Origin of the sequence: Microcystis panniformis FACHB-1757 (genome assembly GCF_001264245.1) — a bacterium.
Lineage (GTDB): Bacteria > Cyanobacteriota > Cyanobacteriia > Cyanobacteriales > Microcystaceae > Microcystis > Microcystis panniformis.
This window is the reverse complement of record NZ_CP011339.1, coordinates 1,583,839-1,600,825: the sequence shown is the minus strand read 5'-3', so window position 1 is coordinate 1,600,825 and position 16,987 is coordinate 1,583,839. Positions and strand designations below refer to the sequence as shown.

The following is a 16,987-nucleotide window of genomic DNA, read 5'->3' as shown; positions in this document are numbered from 1 at the left end:
CTTAATTTTAGCAGTGTCCCTCGTTATTCACTAAATCCGGGCAGCGATGTTTTTTCTCCACAGAATGCGATCGCAGATTTTCTGATTCCCCTTTTCCCTTAACTATTACCCGAAGGATTAGAACCGTACATAGCATTTAAAACCAAAGCGGGGTCAACGTATTGATTGCCGTACATCAGTCCCCAGTGCAGGTGTGGTCCGGTGGTGCGTCCGCTCATTCCCACTCTAGCCATGCGCGCCCCTGCCGGTATATCCTGACCGAGAGTAAGGACGATTCCTCCTTCCATGTCAATCAAAAAAGTACCGCGGCTATCGGATTGAACCGAACCCATGAGATGACAATAAATATGTGTCCATTGACCGGATTGCATCTTAATCATGGTGCCACAGCCTGTATGATCCGATAACTCGACGATTCTGCCGGTCCACCAATTGCGAATATAACTGCCCAAGGGTGCGGCCATATCTAACCCGGCATGAAATTGTTGACTGCCATCCATGGGAGAGGAACGATAACCGAAACCAGAGGTATAGGTTTGAAAGTTTTCCACGGGGAAGGAGGCCCCGGCCCAAGCATTTTGAGCTATGAGGGTGGGATTAGCTTTAACGGGGTGTAAACGGTCAAATCCTAGAGAAATTAACGTTACAAGACAGCTAATCGCTAAAAAACGCAGTAATTTAACAGGCAGATACTTGAGCATGAGACTTACTCCAAACACCACAATTCAATATACCGCTAATTTTACCGGCGGCTTTTAACCGATATTTTAGTGAAGTTTTGAGTTATTATTGACGATTGGTTAGCGGTTGACAACATTTCCCCTCAGGCTGCCGATTCCCCGACTCCCCCACTTAATTTTTACTTTTTACTGACTCGTAAGTAGGGAGGCACAATTATTTGTAGGATGGGTTAGCGGTAGCGTAACATGATCGGGCGTTGGGTTTCATGCTTCAACCCAACCTACGTTCATCTTATATTTAATTCCACCCACCCACTTACCATGTTAGACCTAAAGCAAATTAGAGAAAATCCAGAGGAAGTACAGAAACGCTTAGATAGTCGGGGAGGGAGTTATGATATTGCCCCTATTCTTCAGTTAAATCAACAACAGAAGGCTTTAGAGTTAGAACGCAGCAGTTTACAGGCCCGGGGTAACGAAATCGGTAAACTGGTGGGACAAAAAGTGAAAAGTGGCAGCGATGTCAACAGTCCCGAAATTTTGGCAATGAAAACAGAAGGAAACGAGATTAAAAGTAAACTAGCTCAATTAGAACCGCAGGAAAAAGAGATTAAAGCGGCCATTGACCAAAAAATCTTAGATTTACCCAATTTACCCAGTGAAACCACTCCTATCGGTAAGGATGAACGGGAAAATGTCGAAGTCAAACGCTGGGGAGAGGAATATAAACCCACCAACCCGAATATTTTGCCTCACTGGGAAATTGGGGAAAAATTGGGCATTTTAGACTTTGAACGGGCAGTAAAGATCGCCCAGAGTCGTTTTGTTAATCTTATCGCGCTCGGGGCAGCCCTAGAAAGAGCTTTAATTAATTTTATGCTCGATCGCCATATTGTCGCCGGTTATACAGAAGTTTTACCGCCAATTCTGATTAATAGTGACTCCCTGCGCGGGACGGGACAACTGCCAAAATTCGCGGAAGAAAGCTTTAAATGTCGAGATGATGAGCTTTGGTTAGCACCAACGGCAGAAGTACCTGTAACTAACCTCTATCGCGATGAAATCCTCTCATCGGAGCAATTACCGATTAAACACTGTGCCTATACCCCTTGTTTTCGTCGAGAAGCGGGCAGCTATGGCAAAGATACGAGGGGCTTGATCCGTTTGCATCAATTTAATAAGGTGGAAATGGTCAAAATCGTCCATCCTGACGCTTCTGCTCAGGAACACGAAAATTTAGTCGCTAATGCGGAGGCAATCCTGCAAGCTTTACAGTTGCCCTATCGGGTGATTGAATTGTGTAGCGGTGACTTGGGTTTTTCGGCTGCTAAATGTTATGACTTAGAAGTGTGGCTACCTTCGGCTAATACCTATCGGGAAATTTCCAGTTGTTCTAATTTTAGAGACTTTCAGGCACGACGGGCAAATATTCGCTTTAAAGAAAAAGGGCAAAAAGGCACTAATTTTGTCCACACCCTCAACGGTTCGGGATTAGCGATCGGTCGTACTATGGCTGCTGTCCTAGAAAATTATCAACAGGCAGACGGGACGGTAAAAGTGCCGGAAGTGCTGCAACCCTATCTAAAACGGGAAGTTATTTGTTAAATTTTCTAAAAATGCTTGACAAAATGTCTTTATAGTGCATTTGAAAAAGTTGCTCTTAACCCCACTCTAGAATTGCCTGTTTTAAGGCTCCTTCGGGCAAATTAGCGGGATCAAAAGACTCACCCGCTTCCACTCTCCCTAAAGCTTCAAAAAAAGCTCTCACACCACTGGCCGGTCCCCATGGGTGGTCCATAATTCCGGTTCCCGCATTGAGGATAACATTACGTCCGTAATCCCCAAGGACCTGGGGAACAATACCGGGACGAATGCCGGCCGAGGGAACCGGAAAAACGTTTCTATCGCGCAAAATATCGCGAATTTTGCCTTCCTCCTGGGGGTCGAAGGGTAAACTACCATAAGCGGCGGGATATAGCACTGCATCGGCTCCCGCGTGGGCCATCATCGTCCCCAAAACCACAGAATAGGCTAATCCCGTATCGCTACCGGCACACATCGCTCCAGCAAAGGCAGGATGGGCGAAAATAGGAACATCGATCGCTGGATCACTGGCTAAAGCTTCTAAAACGGAAAAACCGTAGGTCAGAACGTTTAATAACAGGGCATTAGCCCCATGTTTCACTAATAAACGGGCTTTTCTCTGCAATTCGTCCGCTTTTCCAGTGACATTGACCGCATAGAGAACATTTCTACCGGTTTGCTGCCGCACTTCCTCCAAAACCCGCCGACAACAATCTAGGCGCTCGTGGGTGGGAGCCACGGGAAGATCCGCCATGATTTCATCATCTTTAATCACGTCTAAGCCAGCAAAAGCTACTTCTCGCAGGATATCGGCGTGATCTTGCGCCGATAGTCCTAAAGCGGGTTTAAAAATTGCCATGACTAGAGGTCGATCATAAACCCCCAAACGTTGCCTAATTCCTGTGATTCCCACCTTGGCTTTTGTGCCGTAGTTTTCGGGTAGGTACACCCCCACCACTTTTCCGGCTCCAGCCATGGAATATTTGCCGAAAATCATGGTTAAAAGACTGGCGATGTCATTTTCAACGTTTATCTCGGGAAAACGCACCCTAGCCACCTTATAACCGTCGGCTTCCTCCCTGATCCCCACCACTTCCCCTAGGTGTTGTTGCAGCTGCTCTTGACGATGACCGTGGCGCTCGCTCCAAGTGCCAGCGGTTTGACCGATAGCGATCGTTTTTGCCTGTTTTTCGGCATTAATAGCGGGAGGAAAGCGATAATCGACAATAATAGTCATAAAAGGTAAAAAAAGGGAGTGGGAATTATAAATTATAAATTATGAATTGGGGAATTGGGGAATTGGGGAAGTGGGGAAGTGGGGAATTGGGGAAGTGGGGAATTGGGGAAGTGGGGAGGTGGGGAGGTGGGGAAGTGGGGGAGTGGGGAGGTGGGGAATTGGGGAATTGGGGAGGTGGGGAATTGGGGAGGTGGGGAAGTGGGGAGCCTTTTTTCAGTAAACAGTAATGGGTGAACTGAAAACTCACATCTGATAACTGATAACTGATAACTGATAATGGCTTCGATCAGTTTTCTCAGCTATTGACAAGGGTTCCCCTAAAAGCCTACAAGTATTTTGGATAGGTATAGCCATTGAGGAACCGACCAAAATATGAAAATAAAGACAAGATTACGGGAATGGGGCAAATTTTTCTTAAAAAGCGGTGCTAGTATCGCCCTAGCACTATTTTTAATCTTAAGTCTGTTCACGGTTAAGGGGACTGCTCCTGCTTTAGCTGTGCTTGCTCAGGGTGACGCGGTAACGGATCCCACTGCTATTTTACGCAATGCCTTACCCATAGATAATAAACCAATTCGTCAAGTGCAACAATCGATCGAAGATATTGCCAAACATCTGCGGGCCAAGCGTTGGAGTCCGATTAAAAAAGATGTCAAGGATGCCAATTATACCCTTTCTACCAAAAGCAAGGCTATCTTAGATAGTGTTCCCGAAGCCAGTACAAGCCAAGGGGAGGAATTAATCGAAAAACTGAAAACGGAAGTGGCAGCCCTGGATACGGCCGTAGAAGCGAAGGATAAAGAGGCAGTTTGGTCAACCAGACGCGAATTACTCAATAATATCACTGCTTTAGAAGAATTAATGGTAGTGGGTTTTCCCTTTAACGTTCCCCCGGAATACGCTAACTTGCCGCAATTGCGAGGACGCGCCACCGTAGAGATGCAGACCACCAAAGGAGATTTAACCATCGTTGTGGATGGTTACAGCGCTCCGGTTAATGGGGGTAACTTTGTGGATTTAGTCCAACGGGGTTTTTATGACGGTTTACCCTTCATTCGCAGCGAAGATAATTTCGTTGTCCAAACCGGGGACCCCGTCGGTGCAGAAGAAGGCTTTTTTGACCCAAAAACTAAGCAATATCGCTCTATTCCCTTGGAAATTTTGATTAAAGGGGAAGAAGAACCAGTTTATGGCAATACTCTCGAAGAATTAGGGATTTACTTGCCCAGTCTCGCTTTGCCTTTTAACGCTTTTGGTGCGTTGGCCCTAGCGCGTCCGGATACCAATCCTAACGGAGGTTCCTCGCAATTCTTTTTCTTTAAATTCGATAATGAATTAACTCCTCCGGGGTTTAATCTCATGGATGGTCGTTATTCGGTTTTCGGCTATTTAGTCGAGGGAAAAGAGGTGTTAGAAGAACTTACCGATAAGGATAAGATTATCACCGCTAAAGTGGTTTATGGCTTAAATAATCTCGTGCAACCTAGCTAGGTTGGCGTTTTTAACTAGGTTTTGTCAAGGCAAAAGATTAGTCAAGATAGGGGAAGCAGCTCAGATTCTGGGTGCTTCCCCCCATACCCCAGAAAAGTAGCAATTATCGGGGTCAATATTTCCCGCTAGTGAAAGCAAGGCAGTTAGTAGATGTTACTCTGTTAATGACCATTTAAGTAAAACGTAGGGTGCGTTAGACGGCAGAAATTCCTGCTTTGACTTGAAAGTAACAATCCGTCGTAACGCACCACTAAGTAGTAAAACGTAGGGTGCGTTAGACGGCAAAAATTACTGCTTTGACTTGAAAGTAACAATCCGTCGTAACGCACCACTAAGTAGTAAAACGTAGGGTGCGTTAGACGGCAAAAATTACTGCTTTGACTTGAAAGTAACAATCCGTCGTAACGCACCACCTATCATCAACTAAGTAGTAAAACGTAGAAAGTAAAAATCCGTCATAAAGCACCACCTATCTAAGTAGCTGGTTACAATGAGATCACTTACTTAGTATTTACTAAATACCTAGTTTTTGCAATGTTAGTAAACGTTCTTTACTAAACTGCTCGTACACTGTTTTCAGATGAGTAATATTCTCCTCCTCTGTTTCCAAAGTTTTCCCGTCTTTAACCACTTTTTTGCCTTGACTTGCCAAAATTTGCCAAACAAATTGTACGGCATCTTGGTTAGAGGATTTAGCCAAGAGGAATAATTGTTCTAAACGATTGACCACTACTCCAGTCCCAATCAAAGGAGAAGCTAAAAAGCTTAATTCCTCACTATAGACTGCTTTAGCTTTCACTGCATTATTAAAAGCATCAGTAGATGGTTTCCGTTGTTGGCAAGTTTGCTCATCCACAGCAGGATGAATATAGCCAATACCAGTTAAAATCACGAGAGCTTGGTAAAGACCATTTAAGTTAATATTTGAGGTTTTGGGGTGATTTTGTAGTTGCAGTAAAGTTTGGGGAGATTCCGCCAAAACCTGACAAATTGGCTGATAAATTGCCTCCTGTAACTTAACTTCTCCCACGGGAAACTGCTGCTCGAACTTGATATTTGCGGGATTAACAAGTAGAGCAAACCGGGTTTCTTGTAGTTGTTTAAGCTGTTCTTGGTTGGTTAAACCTAAAGAGCCTCGAATAAAAATATCACGACGGAATTGGCTATTAACAAAGAAATCTCGCACCACTTCTCGATAGATTGGGTCGCTGATTTTTGCTAATTTTTCTTGGGCAACTGGGGAGAGATTGACCATATCAATATGATCATTAATATGGGCGGAACCCACATATTTAAGTTTAGCATCCTCTAATTCTTTCGCCACTTCATCGAAGTAAAAAGAATTCCATTCCTGATTGAAATACTCGTGAGCTAAATAATAACGATTTTGTTCCTTTAGGCGCTCGTAACGACTTTTTAAAATTGGATTTTGGGCAAAATAACTAGCATTAGCCTCTAATAATTCTCCTGTAAAATTAAGTGCCTGTTCAATGCGGGTTAAAATTGGTTCGGAACTGTGTTGACCATGGCGCAACATTAAAGCTTGCATCGGCATCGCTGCTGACCAACCCGGCAGGGCATTATAGGAGATATAAACTAATCCCCCCACCTTGAGATTGCGGCGCATAAAATCAACTATTGCTTGGCGGTTTTTGGCACTAATCCAGCTATAAATTCCGTGCAGACTGATGAAGTCAAATTGAGGTAAATCTCGCTCTAAAAATTCCTCAAAACTATCATCAAAGAAAAGAATATTCTTCATTACCGCCTTGGCTGCTAAATCTCTGGCAGTGGCGATATGGCTAGGATTGAAATCATTGGCATAAAATTGGGCGTGGGGATAGGTAGCTGCTAAAATATTCGTGGTAAAACCCTGACCACAGGCCAATTCACAATAGGTAAATTCTTGACCGGAATCGGGGGGGTGAATCGATTTAATCAGAGTCGCTAAACCTAATTTTAGGGGACTTAACTCGCCGTAAAAGCCGCTAGTGTAGTTAACTTCTGATACATATCCTTCTGTCCAACTCATAGATTTTCCTCAAATATAATGACAATTCCTAAAATTAAGACTCGATTATACAGCAAAAGAGCCATCTCCCCTAGATTTTTGTTGGTGACAGCAAGGAGAAAAAATTATACAATGTCTATTAATACTAGAGTATTAACCGTTTAGCCAAACGATTCGGCAACTGCCAATAAACCCTAGAAGCGAGATTTCTCGTGAAAACTGACAGTATCTTTTACCAAATATTCCTGCGCTTTCCGGACAGTTTCTTTGACCTAATCGGACAACCGCAACCGGGAGCAGCAAACTATCAATTCACCTCCCAAGAGGTGAAACAACTCTCTTTCCGTCTCGATGGCTTATTTATACCACTCAGAGAAGATATTCAGCAACCCCTCTACCTAGTGGAAGTGCAGTTCCAACCAGACGACACCCTCTACTATCGACTTTTTGCGGAATTGTTCCTATTTTTAAAACAATATCAACCACCCCACCCCTGGCAAATTGTCGTCATTTATCCCCATCGTCGGGTGGAACGGGAACAATCCCTGCATTTTGGCGAAATCCTCAATTTATCAAGCGTTAGACGCATTTATCTCGATGAATTGCCCCCAAGGGACAATCCCTCCTTAGGAATTGGTGTGATTAAATTAGTAGTAGAGTCGGAAACAGCAGCGGTGAGGACTGCTCAAACCCTAATCGAGCGCACCAGAGAAGAAATCACCGACCAGTCCAGTCAACGGCAGTTAATTGACCTAATCGAAAGTATCATCATTTACAAATTACCCCAGAAAAGTCGCGAGGAAATTGAAGCTATGTTTGGACTAAGTGATTTAAAACAAACGAGAGTCTATCAAGAGGCACTGGCCGAAGGAGAAGAACGGGGTCTGCAAGAGGGGGAACGTCTGGTGGTGGAAAACCTGCTCCGAGTCCGTTTTGGTGAGTTAGACCCACCACTGCAAGCTATTATCAGCCGGATTTTACAACTGTCCCCAGAAGAATTTACTCCTTTAGTTCTCCATTGTTCCAAGCAGCAACTCTTAAAGCGATTTCCCCCAGAAAAGTCGCGAGGAAATTGAAGCTATCACCCCCCTTATCAAGGGGGGAAGGGGGGATCGACACCCCCCTTATCAAGGGTAGGGTTAATTCATGAATTAACCCTACTATGAGGGTTCCAAGGTAGAACCCTGGAACGAGATAAGGAGAAAAAATTATACAATGTCTATTAATACTAGAGTATTAACCGTTTAGCCAAACGATTCGGCAACTGCCAATAAACCCTAGAAGCGAGATTTCTCGTGAAAACTGACAGTATCTTTTACCAAATATTCCTGCGCTTTCCGGACAGTTTCTTTGACCTAATCGGACAACCGCAACCGGGAGCAGCAAACTATCAATTCACCTCCCAAGAGGTGAAACAACTCTCTTTCCGTCTCGATGGCTTATTTATACCACTCAGAGAAGATATTCAGCAACCCCTCTACCTAGTGGAAGTGCAGTTCCAACCGGACGACACCCTCTACTATCGACTTTTTGCGGAATTGTTCCTATTTTTAAAACAATATCAACCACCTCACCCCTGGCAAATTGTCGTCATTTATCCCCATCGTCGGGTGGAACGGGAACAATCCCTGCATTTTGGCGAAATCCTCAATTTATCAAGCGTTAGACGCATTTATCTCGATGAATTGCCCCCAAGGGACAATCCCTCCTTAGGAATTGGTGTGATTAAATTAGTAGTAGAGTCGGAAACAGCAGCGGTGAGGACTGCTCAAACCCTAATCGAGCGCACCAGAGAAGAAATCACCGACCAGTCCAGTCAACGGCAGTTAATTGACCTAATCGAAAGTATCATCATTTACAAATTACCCCAGAAAAGTCGCGAGGAAATTGAAGCTATGTTTGGACTAAGTGATTTAAAACAAACGAGAGTCTATCAAGAGGCACTGGCCGAAGGAGAAGAACGGGGTCTAGAACGGGGTCTAGAACGGGGTCTAGAACGGGGTCTAGAACGGGGTCTAGAACGGGGTCTGCAAGAGGGGGAACGTCTGGTGGTGGAAAACCTGCTCCGAGTCCGTTTTGGTGAGTTAGACCCACCACTGCAAGCTATTATCAGCCGGATTTTACAATTGTCCCCAGAAGAATTTACTCCTTTACTTCTCCATTGTTCCAAGCAGGAACTCTTAAAGCGATTTCCCCCAGAAAAGTCGCGAGGAAATTGAAGCTATCACCCCCCTTATCAAGGGGGGAAGGGGGGATCGACACCCCCCTTATCAAGGGTAGGGTTAATTCATGAATTAACCCTACTATGAGGGTTCCAAGGTAGAACCCTGGAACGAGATAAGGAGAAAAAATTATACAATGTCTATTAATACTAGAGTATTAACCGTTTAGCCAAACGATTCGGCAACTGCCAATAAACCCTAGAAGCGAGATTTCTCGTGAAAACTGACAGTATCTTTTACCAAATATTCCTGCGCTTTCCGGACAGTTTCTTTGACCTAATCGGACAACCGCAACCGGGAGCAGCAAACTATCAATTTACCTCCCAAGAGGTGAAACAACTCTCTTTCCGTCTCGATGGCTTATTTATACCACTCAGAGAAGATATTCAGCAACCCCTCTACCTAGTGGAAGTGCAGTTCCAACCGGACGACACCCTCTACTATCGACTTTTTGCGGAATTGTTCCTATTTTTAAAACAATATCAACCACCCCACCCCTGGCAAATTGTCGTCATTTATCCCCATCGTCGGGTGGAACGGGAACAATCCCTGCATTTTGGCGAAATCCTCAATTTATCAAGCGTTAGACGCATTTATCTCGATGAATTGCCCCCAAGGGACAATCCCTCCTTAGGAATTGGTGTGATTAAATTAGTAGTAGAGTCGGAAACAGCAGCGGTGAGGACTGCTCAAACCCTAATCGAGCGCACCAGAGAAGAAATCACCGACCAGTCCAGTCAACGGCAGTTAATTGACCTAATCGAAAGTATCATCATTTACAAATTACCCCAGAAAAGTCGCGAGGAAATTGAAGCTATGTTTGGACTAAGTGATTTAAAACAAACGAGAGTCTATCAAGAGGCACTGGCCGAAGGAGAAGAACGGGGTCTAGAACGGGGTCTAGAACGGGGTCTAGAACGGGGTCTAGAACGGGGTCTGCAAGAGGGGGAACGTCTGGTGGTGGAAAACCTGCTCCGAGTCCGCTTCGGTGAGTTAGACCCAGAAATTCAAGCTATTATCAGCCGGATTTTACAACTGTCCCCAGAAGAATTTACTCCTTTAGTTCTCCATTGTTCCAAGCAGCAACTCTTAAAGCGATTTCCCCCAGAAAAGTCGCGAGGAAATTGAAGCTATTACCCCCCTTATCAAGGGGGGAAGGGGGGATCGACACCCCCCTTATCAAGGGTAGGGTTAATTCATGAATTAACCCTACTATGAGAGTTAATTCATGAATTAACCCTACTACTGCCCCCAGAAAAGCTGAAAAAGTAGGGGCAAAGGTAGAAAACGGGTTTCTCGGAGAAACCCGTTTTCTGTGCGTTACTCACAGGACGCAAAGGTAGAACCCTGGAACTGGAAAAAACCAAAAACCCCCCCAATAAGGGGAGGTTTTTTCTAGCCGAGGGGCAGAGGATTAGATAAACGTACCAAACTGAGCGTTGCCGAAGTTGTTGTAATCCGCGGCAGTCATGGTCACGCGGGAAATGATGGTGAAAACATCTCCAGAAGCCATCTTGCCGTCGCCACCAACATCAACCTGACCAAGTACCATCTGGCTATTAGCCGAATCGTAGTAGGAGGTGAGAATATCAATATCAACCGCAGCAACCGTGATCTCTCCACCAGCGATGGCCGCATCAAAGCCCGCTTGGGCGGAGTTGTCTTTAGTGATATTGCCAGTACCAGTAATTCTCAGGAAATTCGCAGTGAGAGTTGAATAGTCAACAATAGCACCTTGAGCCACATCACTGGTAACCACAGCATCACCAGCCAAGACAATACCACCATTAAATTGGTCGAAAATGAAACCACCATTAAGGAATGCAGAAACCTGAATCTGGTCTGTTGTGGTTGCCGTAGCGCCAGTGAGGAAATCGGTGACGGTGGTGTAGTCCTCCTGCTGATTCAGCTTACCCACAGCCCCCGCTGTACCGTCTGTGAGGCGAACCGTATCGAACCCATCCCCTAGTTTGATTTGGTCAGCACCAGCACCACCGGTGATGGTGTCTTTTCCAGCACCACCACTGATGAAGTCATTTTTATCACTACCAATCAGAAAATCATCGAAAGTGGAGCCGGTGAGGTTAATTCCCACATCGGATACCGATGGTGCGCTCATGGTTAAACCAGTGGTGCCGGCGGTTGCCTCCGTCAGGCCGGAAGCATCCAGTTTCTCGGCTTTCACTGCACCACCGATTGTCAGGCTGGAGTTACCAGTGATGGTGATGGTTTCCACCACACCAGCGGCCTGAGGAAGGGTTATCGCGCCAATAGTATGAGTACCAGCACCGGAGTTATTGACAACAAGCTTAAGTTGCTCGATCGAGCGGTTAGGCGTGTTGGTGTTATTCAGGTTGAGGTTGCCGACATCAATATTAGCCTTCTCTATTAATAAAGGAGTTCCGGGGTCATCGCCGTCGATGGTGAAGGTCAAAGAATCGTTGTTACCACCACCATTGGCTTCTACGTTGAGAGTAGCCAAGAAAGATGTATCTTCGAAGACGTTAACCGAGTTGGCACCTGCGGCAAAGCGGATCGTGTAGTCACCGAAAGTCGGTGCGGCTAGGGTCACCGTGGTGATCTTATCACCGATTAGGTCAGCCCGGAGAGTCTTGGTAGCCGTGCCACCAGTAGATAAAGTCAGGCTTTGGATATTTTTGATGTTGGCATCGGCCGCGATAATGGTTTCTGCATCTGCCGCCACTACTACCAAAGTGTTGGCACCGTCGCCACCGTCCACTTTATCGGTAGCGGTGAAGGTACCTGCAAGGAAACGGAAAGTGTCATCACCTTTGCCGCCGACGAAATCCACTGTGCCGTTGCCCGCAGTCACGTCCAGATCACCTTCAAGGGCAGAAGCGTCCAGCTTGGTGGCGGTGTTGGGGAGAGCAGCAGCGATGAGGAGATCCTGATCTCCAGTGATGGTGATTTCCTTCGAGCCAGTGGCGGTTAGTGCCTTCACAGCGTTGGCTAGACCCTTGCTTGCGATGGAAATTTTTTCGTAACCATTGCCACCGGATACTGGGTTAAGTCCTAAGGTTAAGAACCCGATAGCAGCACCGGTGACGGGGCTATAGCGACCCACCTGATCGAGAGTTACAGCCACCGTATCTTCACTACCCGCTAGAGCGGCACCCGCAATAGTGATACCGAGTTCTACGTCAGAATTGATGGCAGTACGACTGACCGAGACTTTTTCTACCGCCGTCTGGAAGTTGCTGAGAATCAAGCCAGATGTACTATCTGATAGGTCAACATTTTTAACCCCAACAACATTAGCACCTAGTACAAATAAGTTAGCATCACCAGGTACCATAACGTCAATGTCAGTATTAACCACTTTGAGGGTCTCGATGCCCTTCATCGTCGGTAGCACCGGACCGGTATTGAGGGTGGCTCCACCGGTGTTGAGAACTGTCAGGGTGGGGTTGGTGCCGGAACCGGTGAGCTTGTCACCACTGTTGAAGGTGGCGTTAAATTCACCGAAATTATTGACCGTCGGAGCGAGGAAGCTATTGGCGGTGAGTATGTCCACACCTGCGGTGAGGATGGCACTGTTGCCCACACCAGCCGCCGCCTGGGCCGCCAAAATATTAAGGTCTTTGGCCGCAGTAACACTAGCCGCAGAGGCAGTGACGGTTTCAAGGATGCTCCAAGAGGTGTTGTAGTATTCCTCGGTAAAGCTAGTAATACCTTGCAGTTGGAACTGGGCAGCGAAATCAAGAGCTACTTCTGCCCGGTTGAGCAGGGCCTGTTGAATTGCAGGGGGCTGGAACTGGTTAAGGACGATGGGAAAATCCAGAATATTGGGGATGCCGTTGCCATCGCTGTCGGCGGGACTACCGTCGGAATTGGTTTGACCGAGCCAGTTAACCCAGTAGTCAATCTCGGCGGCATCTAAATCGGCTTCTTGTAGGCCGTAGGCATTGTTAAAGACCTCTAGAACGTACTGCTTTCTGGTAGCATCGGTGGCGGCCCCAGGGGCCGCCAAGAGGGGATAGGTTTCTTTGGCCGCATCCGAATTGGCGAAAACAAGAACCGTTTCTTCCCAGCTTAGGGATGTCAAGCTAGGGTTAGTCTGCCACAAGCTAATGTCAGAGGCTGACGGAGCTTGGGAAGCATAAAGAATATTTAACGAAGCGTACACTTCTTGACTGATTGCCATGTTTTTAATCTCAACTCCTCACGGTTATGATAATTTGAGTCCGTCCAGAGGTCGGGGGACCCTAACGGCTACTCGGATAAAATTATAACAAGTCTTTCCCGTTTGGGCAAGTAGAAATCCTGTGGACATAAAAAAGTTATTCCTTGGACAGTCTGAATGGTGGCTTGACCCCCAGTTTTTCCCGCATGAAAAACTGGGGGTAGGAAAAGCCCTCTTAAGTATGGCTCAGTTTCCCCTTCCCGAAATAGTGATCTAAGGACTGTTTAATCCTGTCCCTTGCTCTCCAACTTGGTACTTGGTCTATCGTATATCTAAGAAGAAAATAGACTGTTCTTCTTTTCCCTCGCACGGCAAGGACTAGACGGGTTAGGAAAGTCAAGCCACTCTAGTTCTCATAGTACCAAATCGGGGCAATACCGGCTTGAGTATTTACAAAAATACAATCTAATGTGGTTAGCACTCCCCCTTGATCGCGATAGGCATCGGCCACATCCCAAAGCCGAAAATTAAAGGATAATAACCAATCGGCGATTTCGGTTAAGAGGGGAGTTTTTTTGCCATAGCCCCGATAGAGCCAGCATTCGAGAAAGAGAATATCGACTTTAGGTAGGGTTTTAACGGCCCCTTTAAGTATAGACAACTCCGAGCCTTGGGTATCAATTTTGATCACTTGGGGATGGGGTAAACCAAGTCGGGCAATTGCGTCATCAATTGTTAACATTTGCACCGAGATGGGAGTGGTGGGCTGACTATCATCACCGGTTGGCAAGAGGCTACTGCTCACCACGTCCGTGGAAACATTCATCGTCACCTCGCCGCAGGTTTCACCTAGGGCGTATTTGTGTAGATGAAAGGAAGGATAGACTCGCAGAATTTCTGAGATTAATTCCCGATAGTCGCTGCTGTAGTCGATGAGGGGTTCAAAGAGATAAAATTCAGCTTCCTGCAGCACCTGTTTGATATAGTAGGACCAGCCACTATTAGAAGCACCCACATCAAAGATCACCCTCGGGGTGTAACCTAGGTTTTGTAGTCGTTTAAATACCTGTCGATCCAACTGGAGGACTTGAGGATCTAAGTCATCAAGCATTTTTTGGTAATTCTCTTTAAGTCTATTATTGTTGTGAGTCATAATCCCTACCCAATTCTGTTCTGTCTCCAACCAATAATTGTTTTTGAGCAATTAATCTATAGAGTCTAAGTAGCTGGTTATAATTAAGTTAAAAATGGATTTTAGGTTCGATCCCCCCTTAGTCCCAAGGGTTGATTCATGGTAGGGTTGATTCATGAATCAACCCTTGATAAGGGGGGTGTCTGATAATTTTTAACGCCTACCTACTTAACTCTAGATGAAGATTTTGCTGTCATCTTCATCTAGTCCCACAATTTTTTTGCCTTGATATTCACGCATACCAAAGCAGTTAAAATCTCCTGGCATAGAGGTTTTGTAGAGAGTGATTTTTTCTGAATAGTTTATCATCGATAAATCATTATGAAAATTCTCCAATAAATAACGAAGATAGTTGTCGCAGTAGTAGGGGCGAGCTAAATAACCTTTATTAAAACCACACAGGAAAATTTTCAGAGAAAAAGGAAATTGAGCGAGAAAGTTAAAAACTGCGGCTGTCACCTGGGGATAACTGGGATTAAAAAAGTCATCAATACAAATTATTCCCTCCTCACTCAAAAGCTGGTTAGCAATCTGTAAATCGTTAAAACAAGCAGAACCGGAATGGGCACCATCTATGTGGAGCCATCTACAGCTGGAAAAAAACTGGTGAAGATTAGCTTCATTTTGCCAAAAATTTTGAGATTTACATCGATAAAAATTACTGTTAGAGTGTAAATTCTTGAGAAGCTCTTGGGCTTCGTCAAACATAATCAAGTCAACTAATAGACAGGTTTCTTCTGGGTTAGCATGAAGACAAGATAAAATAGCTGATTTTCCTTTCCACACTCCTATTTCTAAAAAATTACCTTTGATATTATGGTTGGTTTGATAATTTAGTAAGCAATCCCAAGTTATGGCGGCTTGCTCCATAAAAAATCCCTCAACCGAAACTGATTGACTGACATACTCTTGAAATTTACTTGCCATAATTTTACTCTTTAATTGCTGTTTTCCATTCTAATTTGTTAGCAGATTTTAACTAAAATTCTACCAATTACAATTTAAGCTGAAAAGTAGGTGGCTGGCATAACGGAAGCACACCAAAGTAAGGCTTGATGAAAGACCTGATAATCTTGGAAAAAGAAAACATTGCCCCAGGAATTATCGAGGGAATAGGCAGAATTACAGTAATAACTAACGTCGGAACTGCCCCAAATACGATAGATAACTAGATGCCAATGATAATCTCTTTCTTTCATTGCCTTGACTAAATCTGGTAATTGATTCATCGCTCCCGAACGACCAAAGGGGAAATTTTTATCCCAAAATTCCGCAACTACCACGGGATAACGATAGTTACCCATACCTTTGATTACTTCTAAATCAAAGCCTTCTGTGTCAATTTTAACCAAACCAATATCTTTAGGTAATTCCTCGGCATCCTGGAGACTAGCTAGGGTTTTAACAGTAACGGGAATAGTATCGGTAAATACTAAACCTTCGGAAAGAGAATGCTTAGTTAAACTGCTATAAAAGCTGGCATCTTGATAGGTGTTGTCTGGGGTTTCATCGGTTGCTATATGGAGTTCTTGGGTTTGATTTTCGGAACCGAGAGCAAAGGGAAAAAGCCGAAAGTTAGGATGATCACCGAGGCGATTTTTGAGCTTATCGATTACAGCAGGAAAAGGTTCAAAGGCATAAACTTGATAACCAGCTTGTAGGAGACGACTAGAAACATCGCCTCGATTAGCGCCAATATCTACTGCAAGACGATGGGGAAGATAGGAATATAAATAAGTCATTAATTCGATGTCTAAATCTTGAAAATATTGTTGATCCGTAATTACTTTATATTTTTGAGAGTGAATATCTTCAAAGATTTGGCGGTTGTCTTCGCTGATTTGATGGAGATTTTCTTGTATTTTTTGTATGGTTCCAAAAACAGCATCACTTTGCTGTTGGTAAGCTTCATAAATTCTCTGGAAAGAATCGAGAATTATATCATTATGTTTTTGGGAGTCTAATCTCACATCGCTGGCTATTTTTTGGAAAGTGTCGAGAGTTAATTCGTTCTGTTTTTGAGATTGGCTGGCTATTTTTTGGAAAGTGTCGAGAGTTAATTCGTGCTGTTTTTGAGATTGGCTGTGATTTGTCTGGAGTTGTTCCGTCAAGACTTGAATATTTTTAATTATATCTACGGAAAACTTCAGTAAAAAAGCTTGATTTTCCAGTAATAAATCAGCCTTTCGCTTGGTTTCTGTATTTTCTTGTCGGATTTGCTCCGTGGAGTTATTGAGTTGCTCAACCTTAAAAGCTAAGGGATCAAGCTGATTAAGTTTCTCCAGTTTCTCCAGTTTTTCCAGTTTTTGGATTTGTTCCAGTTGGACATGACTGAGTGAATCAAGTTTTTCTAGAAATAAATCTTTGACTGCTTTAAATCGCTGAACTATTTTATTTTTGGCTAATAATTGTTTGATCATTTTGGC

General features: G+C 44.6%; 13 protein-coding genes. 6 read left to right on the top strand and 7 right to left on the bottom strand.

Annotated features, from left to right (window positions below; all coding sequences use genetic code 11):
* Positions 1-98: 98 nt before the first annotated feature.
* Complete coding sequence (locus tag VL20_RS07800; RefSeq protein ID WP_052276143.1) at positions 99-701, bottom strand: M23 family metallopeptidase; 603 nt, start codon at positions 699-701, stop codon at positions 99-101.
* 300 nt (positions 702-1,001) lie between these two features.
* On the opposite strand from VL20_RS07800, the gene serS reads away from it, so the two are divergent.
* Entirely contained in the window at positions 1,002-2,285 is a 1,284-nt protein-coding gene (gene serS, locus VL20_RS07795) for a serine--tRNA ligase (protein WP_052276142.1), read from the top strand.
* A gap of 55 nt (positions 2,286-2,340) precedes the next feature.
* Here serS and VL20_RS07790 read toward each other — a convergent pair whose 3' ends face one another.
* On the bottom strand, positions 2,341-3,501 hold the full coding sequence (locus tag VL20_RS07790; protein ID WP_052276141.1) for a 2,3-diketo-5-methylthiopentyl-1-phosphate enolase: 1,161 nt from the start codon (positions 3,499-3,501) through the stop codon (positions 2,341-2,343).
* Positions 3,502-3,542: 41 nt separating this feature from the next.
* On the opposite strand from VL20_RS07790, the gene VL20_RS07785 reads away from it, so the two are divergent.
* Both VL20_RS07785 and VL20_RS07780 read left to right on the top strand, forming a co-directional pair.
* Complete coding sequence (locus VL20_RS07785) at positions 3,543-3,728, top strand: hypothetical protein (RefSeq protein WP_158499327.1); 186 nt, start codon at positions 3,543-3,545, stop codon at positions 3,726-3,728.
* A gap of 145 nt (positions 3,729-3,873) precedes the next feature.
* Positions 3,874-4,992: a peptidylprolyl isomerase gene (locus VL20_RS07780; protein WP_052276139.1), complete on the top strand. Its 1,119-nt coding sequence runs from the start codon at positions 3,874-3,876 to the stop codon at positions 4,990-4,992.
* Between the two features lie 514 nt (positions 4,993-5,506).
* On the opposite strand, the gene VL20_RS07775 is transcribed toward VL20_RS07780, so the two are convergent.
* Entirely contained in the window at positions 5,507-7,024 is a 1,518-nt protein-coding gene (locus VL20_RS07775) for a methyltransferase regulatory domain-containing protein (protein WP_052276138.1), read from the bottom strand.
* A 191-nt stretch (positions 7,025-7,215) separates the two neighbouring features.
* Here VL20_RS07775 and VL20_RS07770 point away from each other — a divergent pair, with 191 nt between their 5' ends.
* The 3 genes from VL20_RS07770 to VL20_RS07760 all read left to right on the top strand — a co-directional run bounded on the left by VL20_RS07770 (position 7,216) and on the right by VL20_RS07760 (position 10,353).
* Positions 7,216-8,079 carry an Rpn family recombination-promoting nuclease/putative transposase gene (locus tag VL20_RS07770; protein ID WP_052276137.1) on the top strand — a complete coding sequence of 288 codons (864 nt, stop codon included), beginning with the start codon at positions 7,216-7,218 and terminating at the stop codon, positions 8,077-8,079.
* A 219-nt stretch (positions 8,080-8,298) separates the two neighbouring features.
* Entirely contained in the window at positions 8,299-9,222 is a 924-nt protein-coding gene (locus VL20_RS07765) for an Rpn family recombination-promoting nuclease/putative transposase (protein WP_052276136.1), read from the top strand.
* A 219-nt stretch (positions 9,223-9,441) separates the two neighbouring features.
* Positions 9,442-10,353: an Rpn family recombination-promoting nuclease/putative transposase gene (locus VL20_RS07760; RefSeq protein ID WP_052276135.1), complete on the top strand. Its 912-nt coding sequence runs from the start codon at positions 9,442-9,444 to the stop codon at positions 10,351-10,353.
* Between the two features lie 286 nt (positions 10,354-10,639).
* On the opposite strand, the gene VL20_RS07755 is transcribed toward VL20_RS07760, so the two are convergent.
* The 4 genes from VL20_RS07755 to VL20_RS07740 all read right to left on the bottom strand — a co-directional run bounded on the left by VL20_RS07755 (position 10,640) and on the right by VL20_RS07740 (position 16,981).
* Positions 10,640-13,390, bottom strand: coding sequence for a beta strand repeat-containing protein (locus VL20_RS07755; RefSeq protein WP_052276134.1), 2,751 nt, complete (start codon positions 13,388-13,390; stop codon positions 10,640-10,642).
* A gap of 385 nt (positions 13,391-13,775) precedes the next feature.
* Positions 13,776-14,522 (bottom strand): FkbM family methyltransferase, encoded by a 747-nt coding sequence (locus VL20_RS07750; protein WP_052276133.1) that lies wholly within the window; start codon positions 14,520-14,522, stop codon positions 13,776-13,778.
* 213 nt (positions 14,523-14,735) lie between these two features.
* Entirely contained in the window at positions 14,736-15,488 is a 753-nt protein-coding gene (locus VL20_RS07745) for a class I SAM-dependent methyltransferase (RefSeq protein ID WP_002787303.1), read from the bottom strand.
* 74 nt (positions 15,489-15,562) lie between these two features.
* Positions 15,563-16,981, bottom strand: a complete 1,419-nt coding sequence (locus VL20_RS07740; protein WP_052276132.1) for an FkbM family methyltransferase — start codon at positions 16,979-16,981, stop codon at positions 15,563-15,565.
* Between the last annotated feature and the right edge of the window lie 6 nt (positions 16,982-16,987).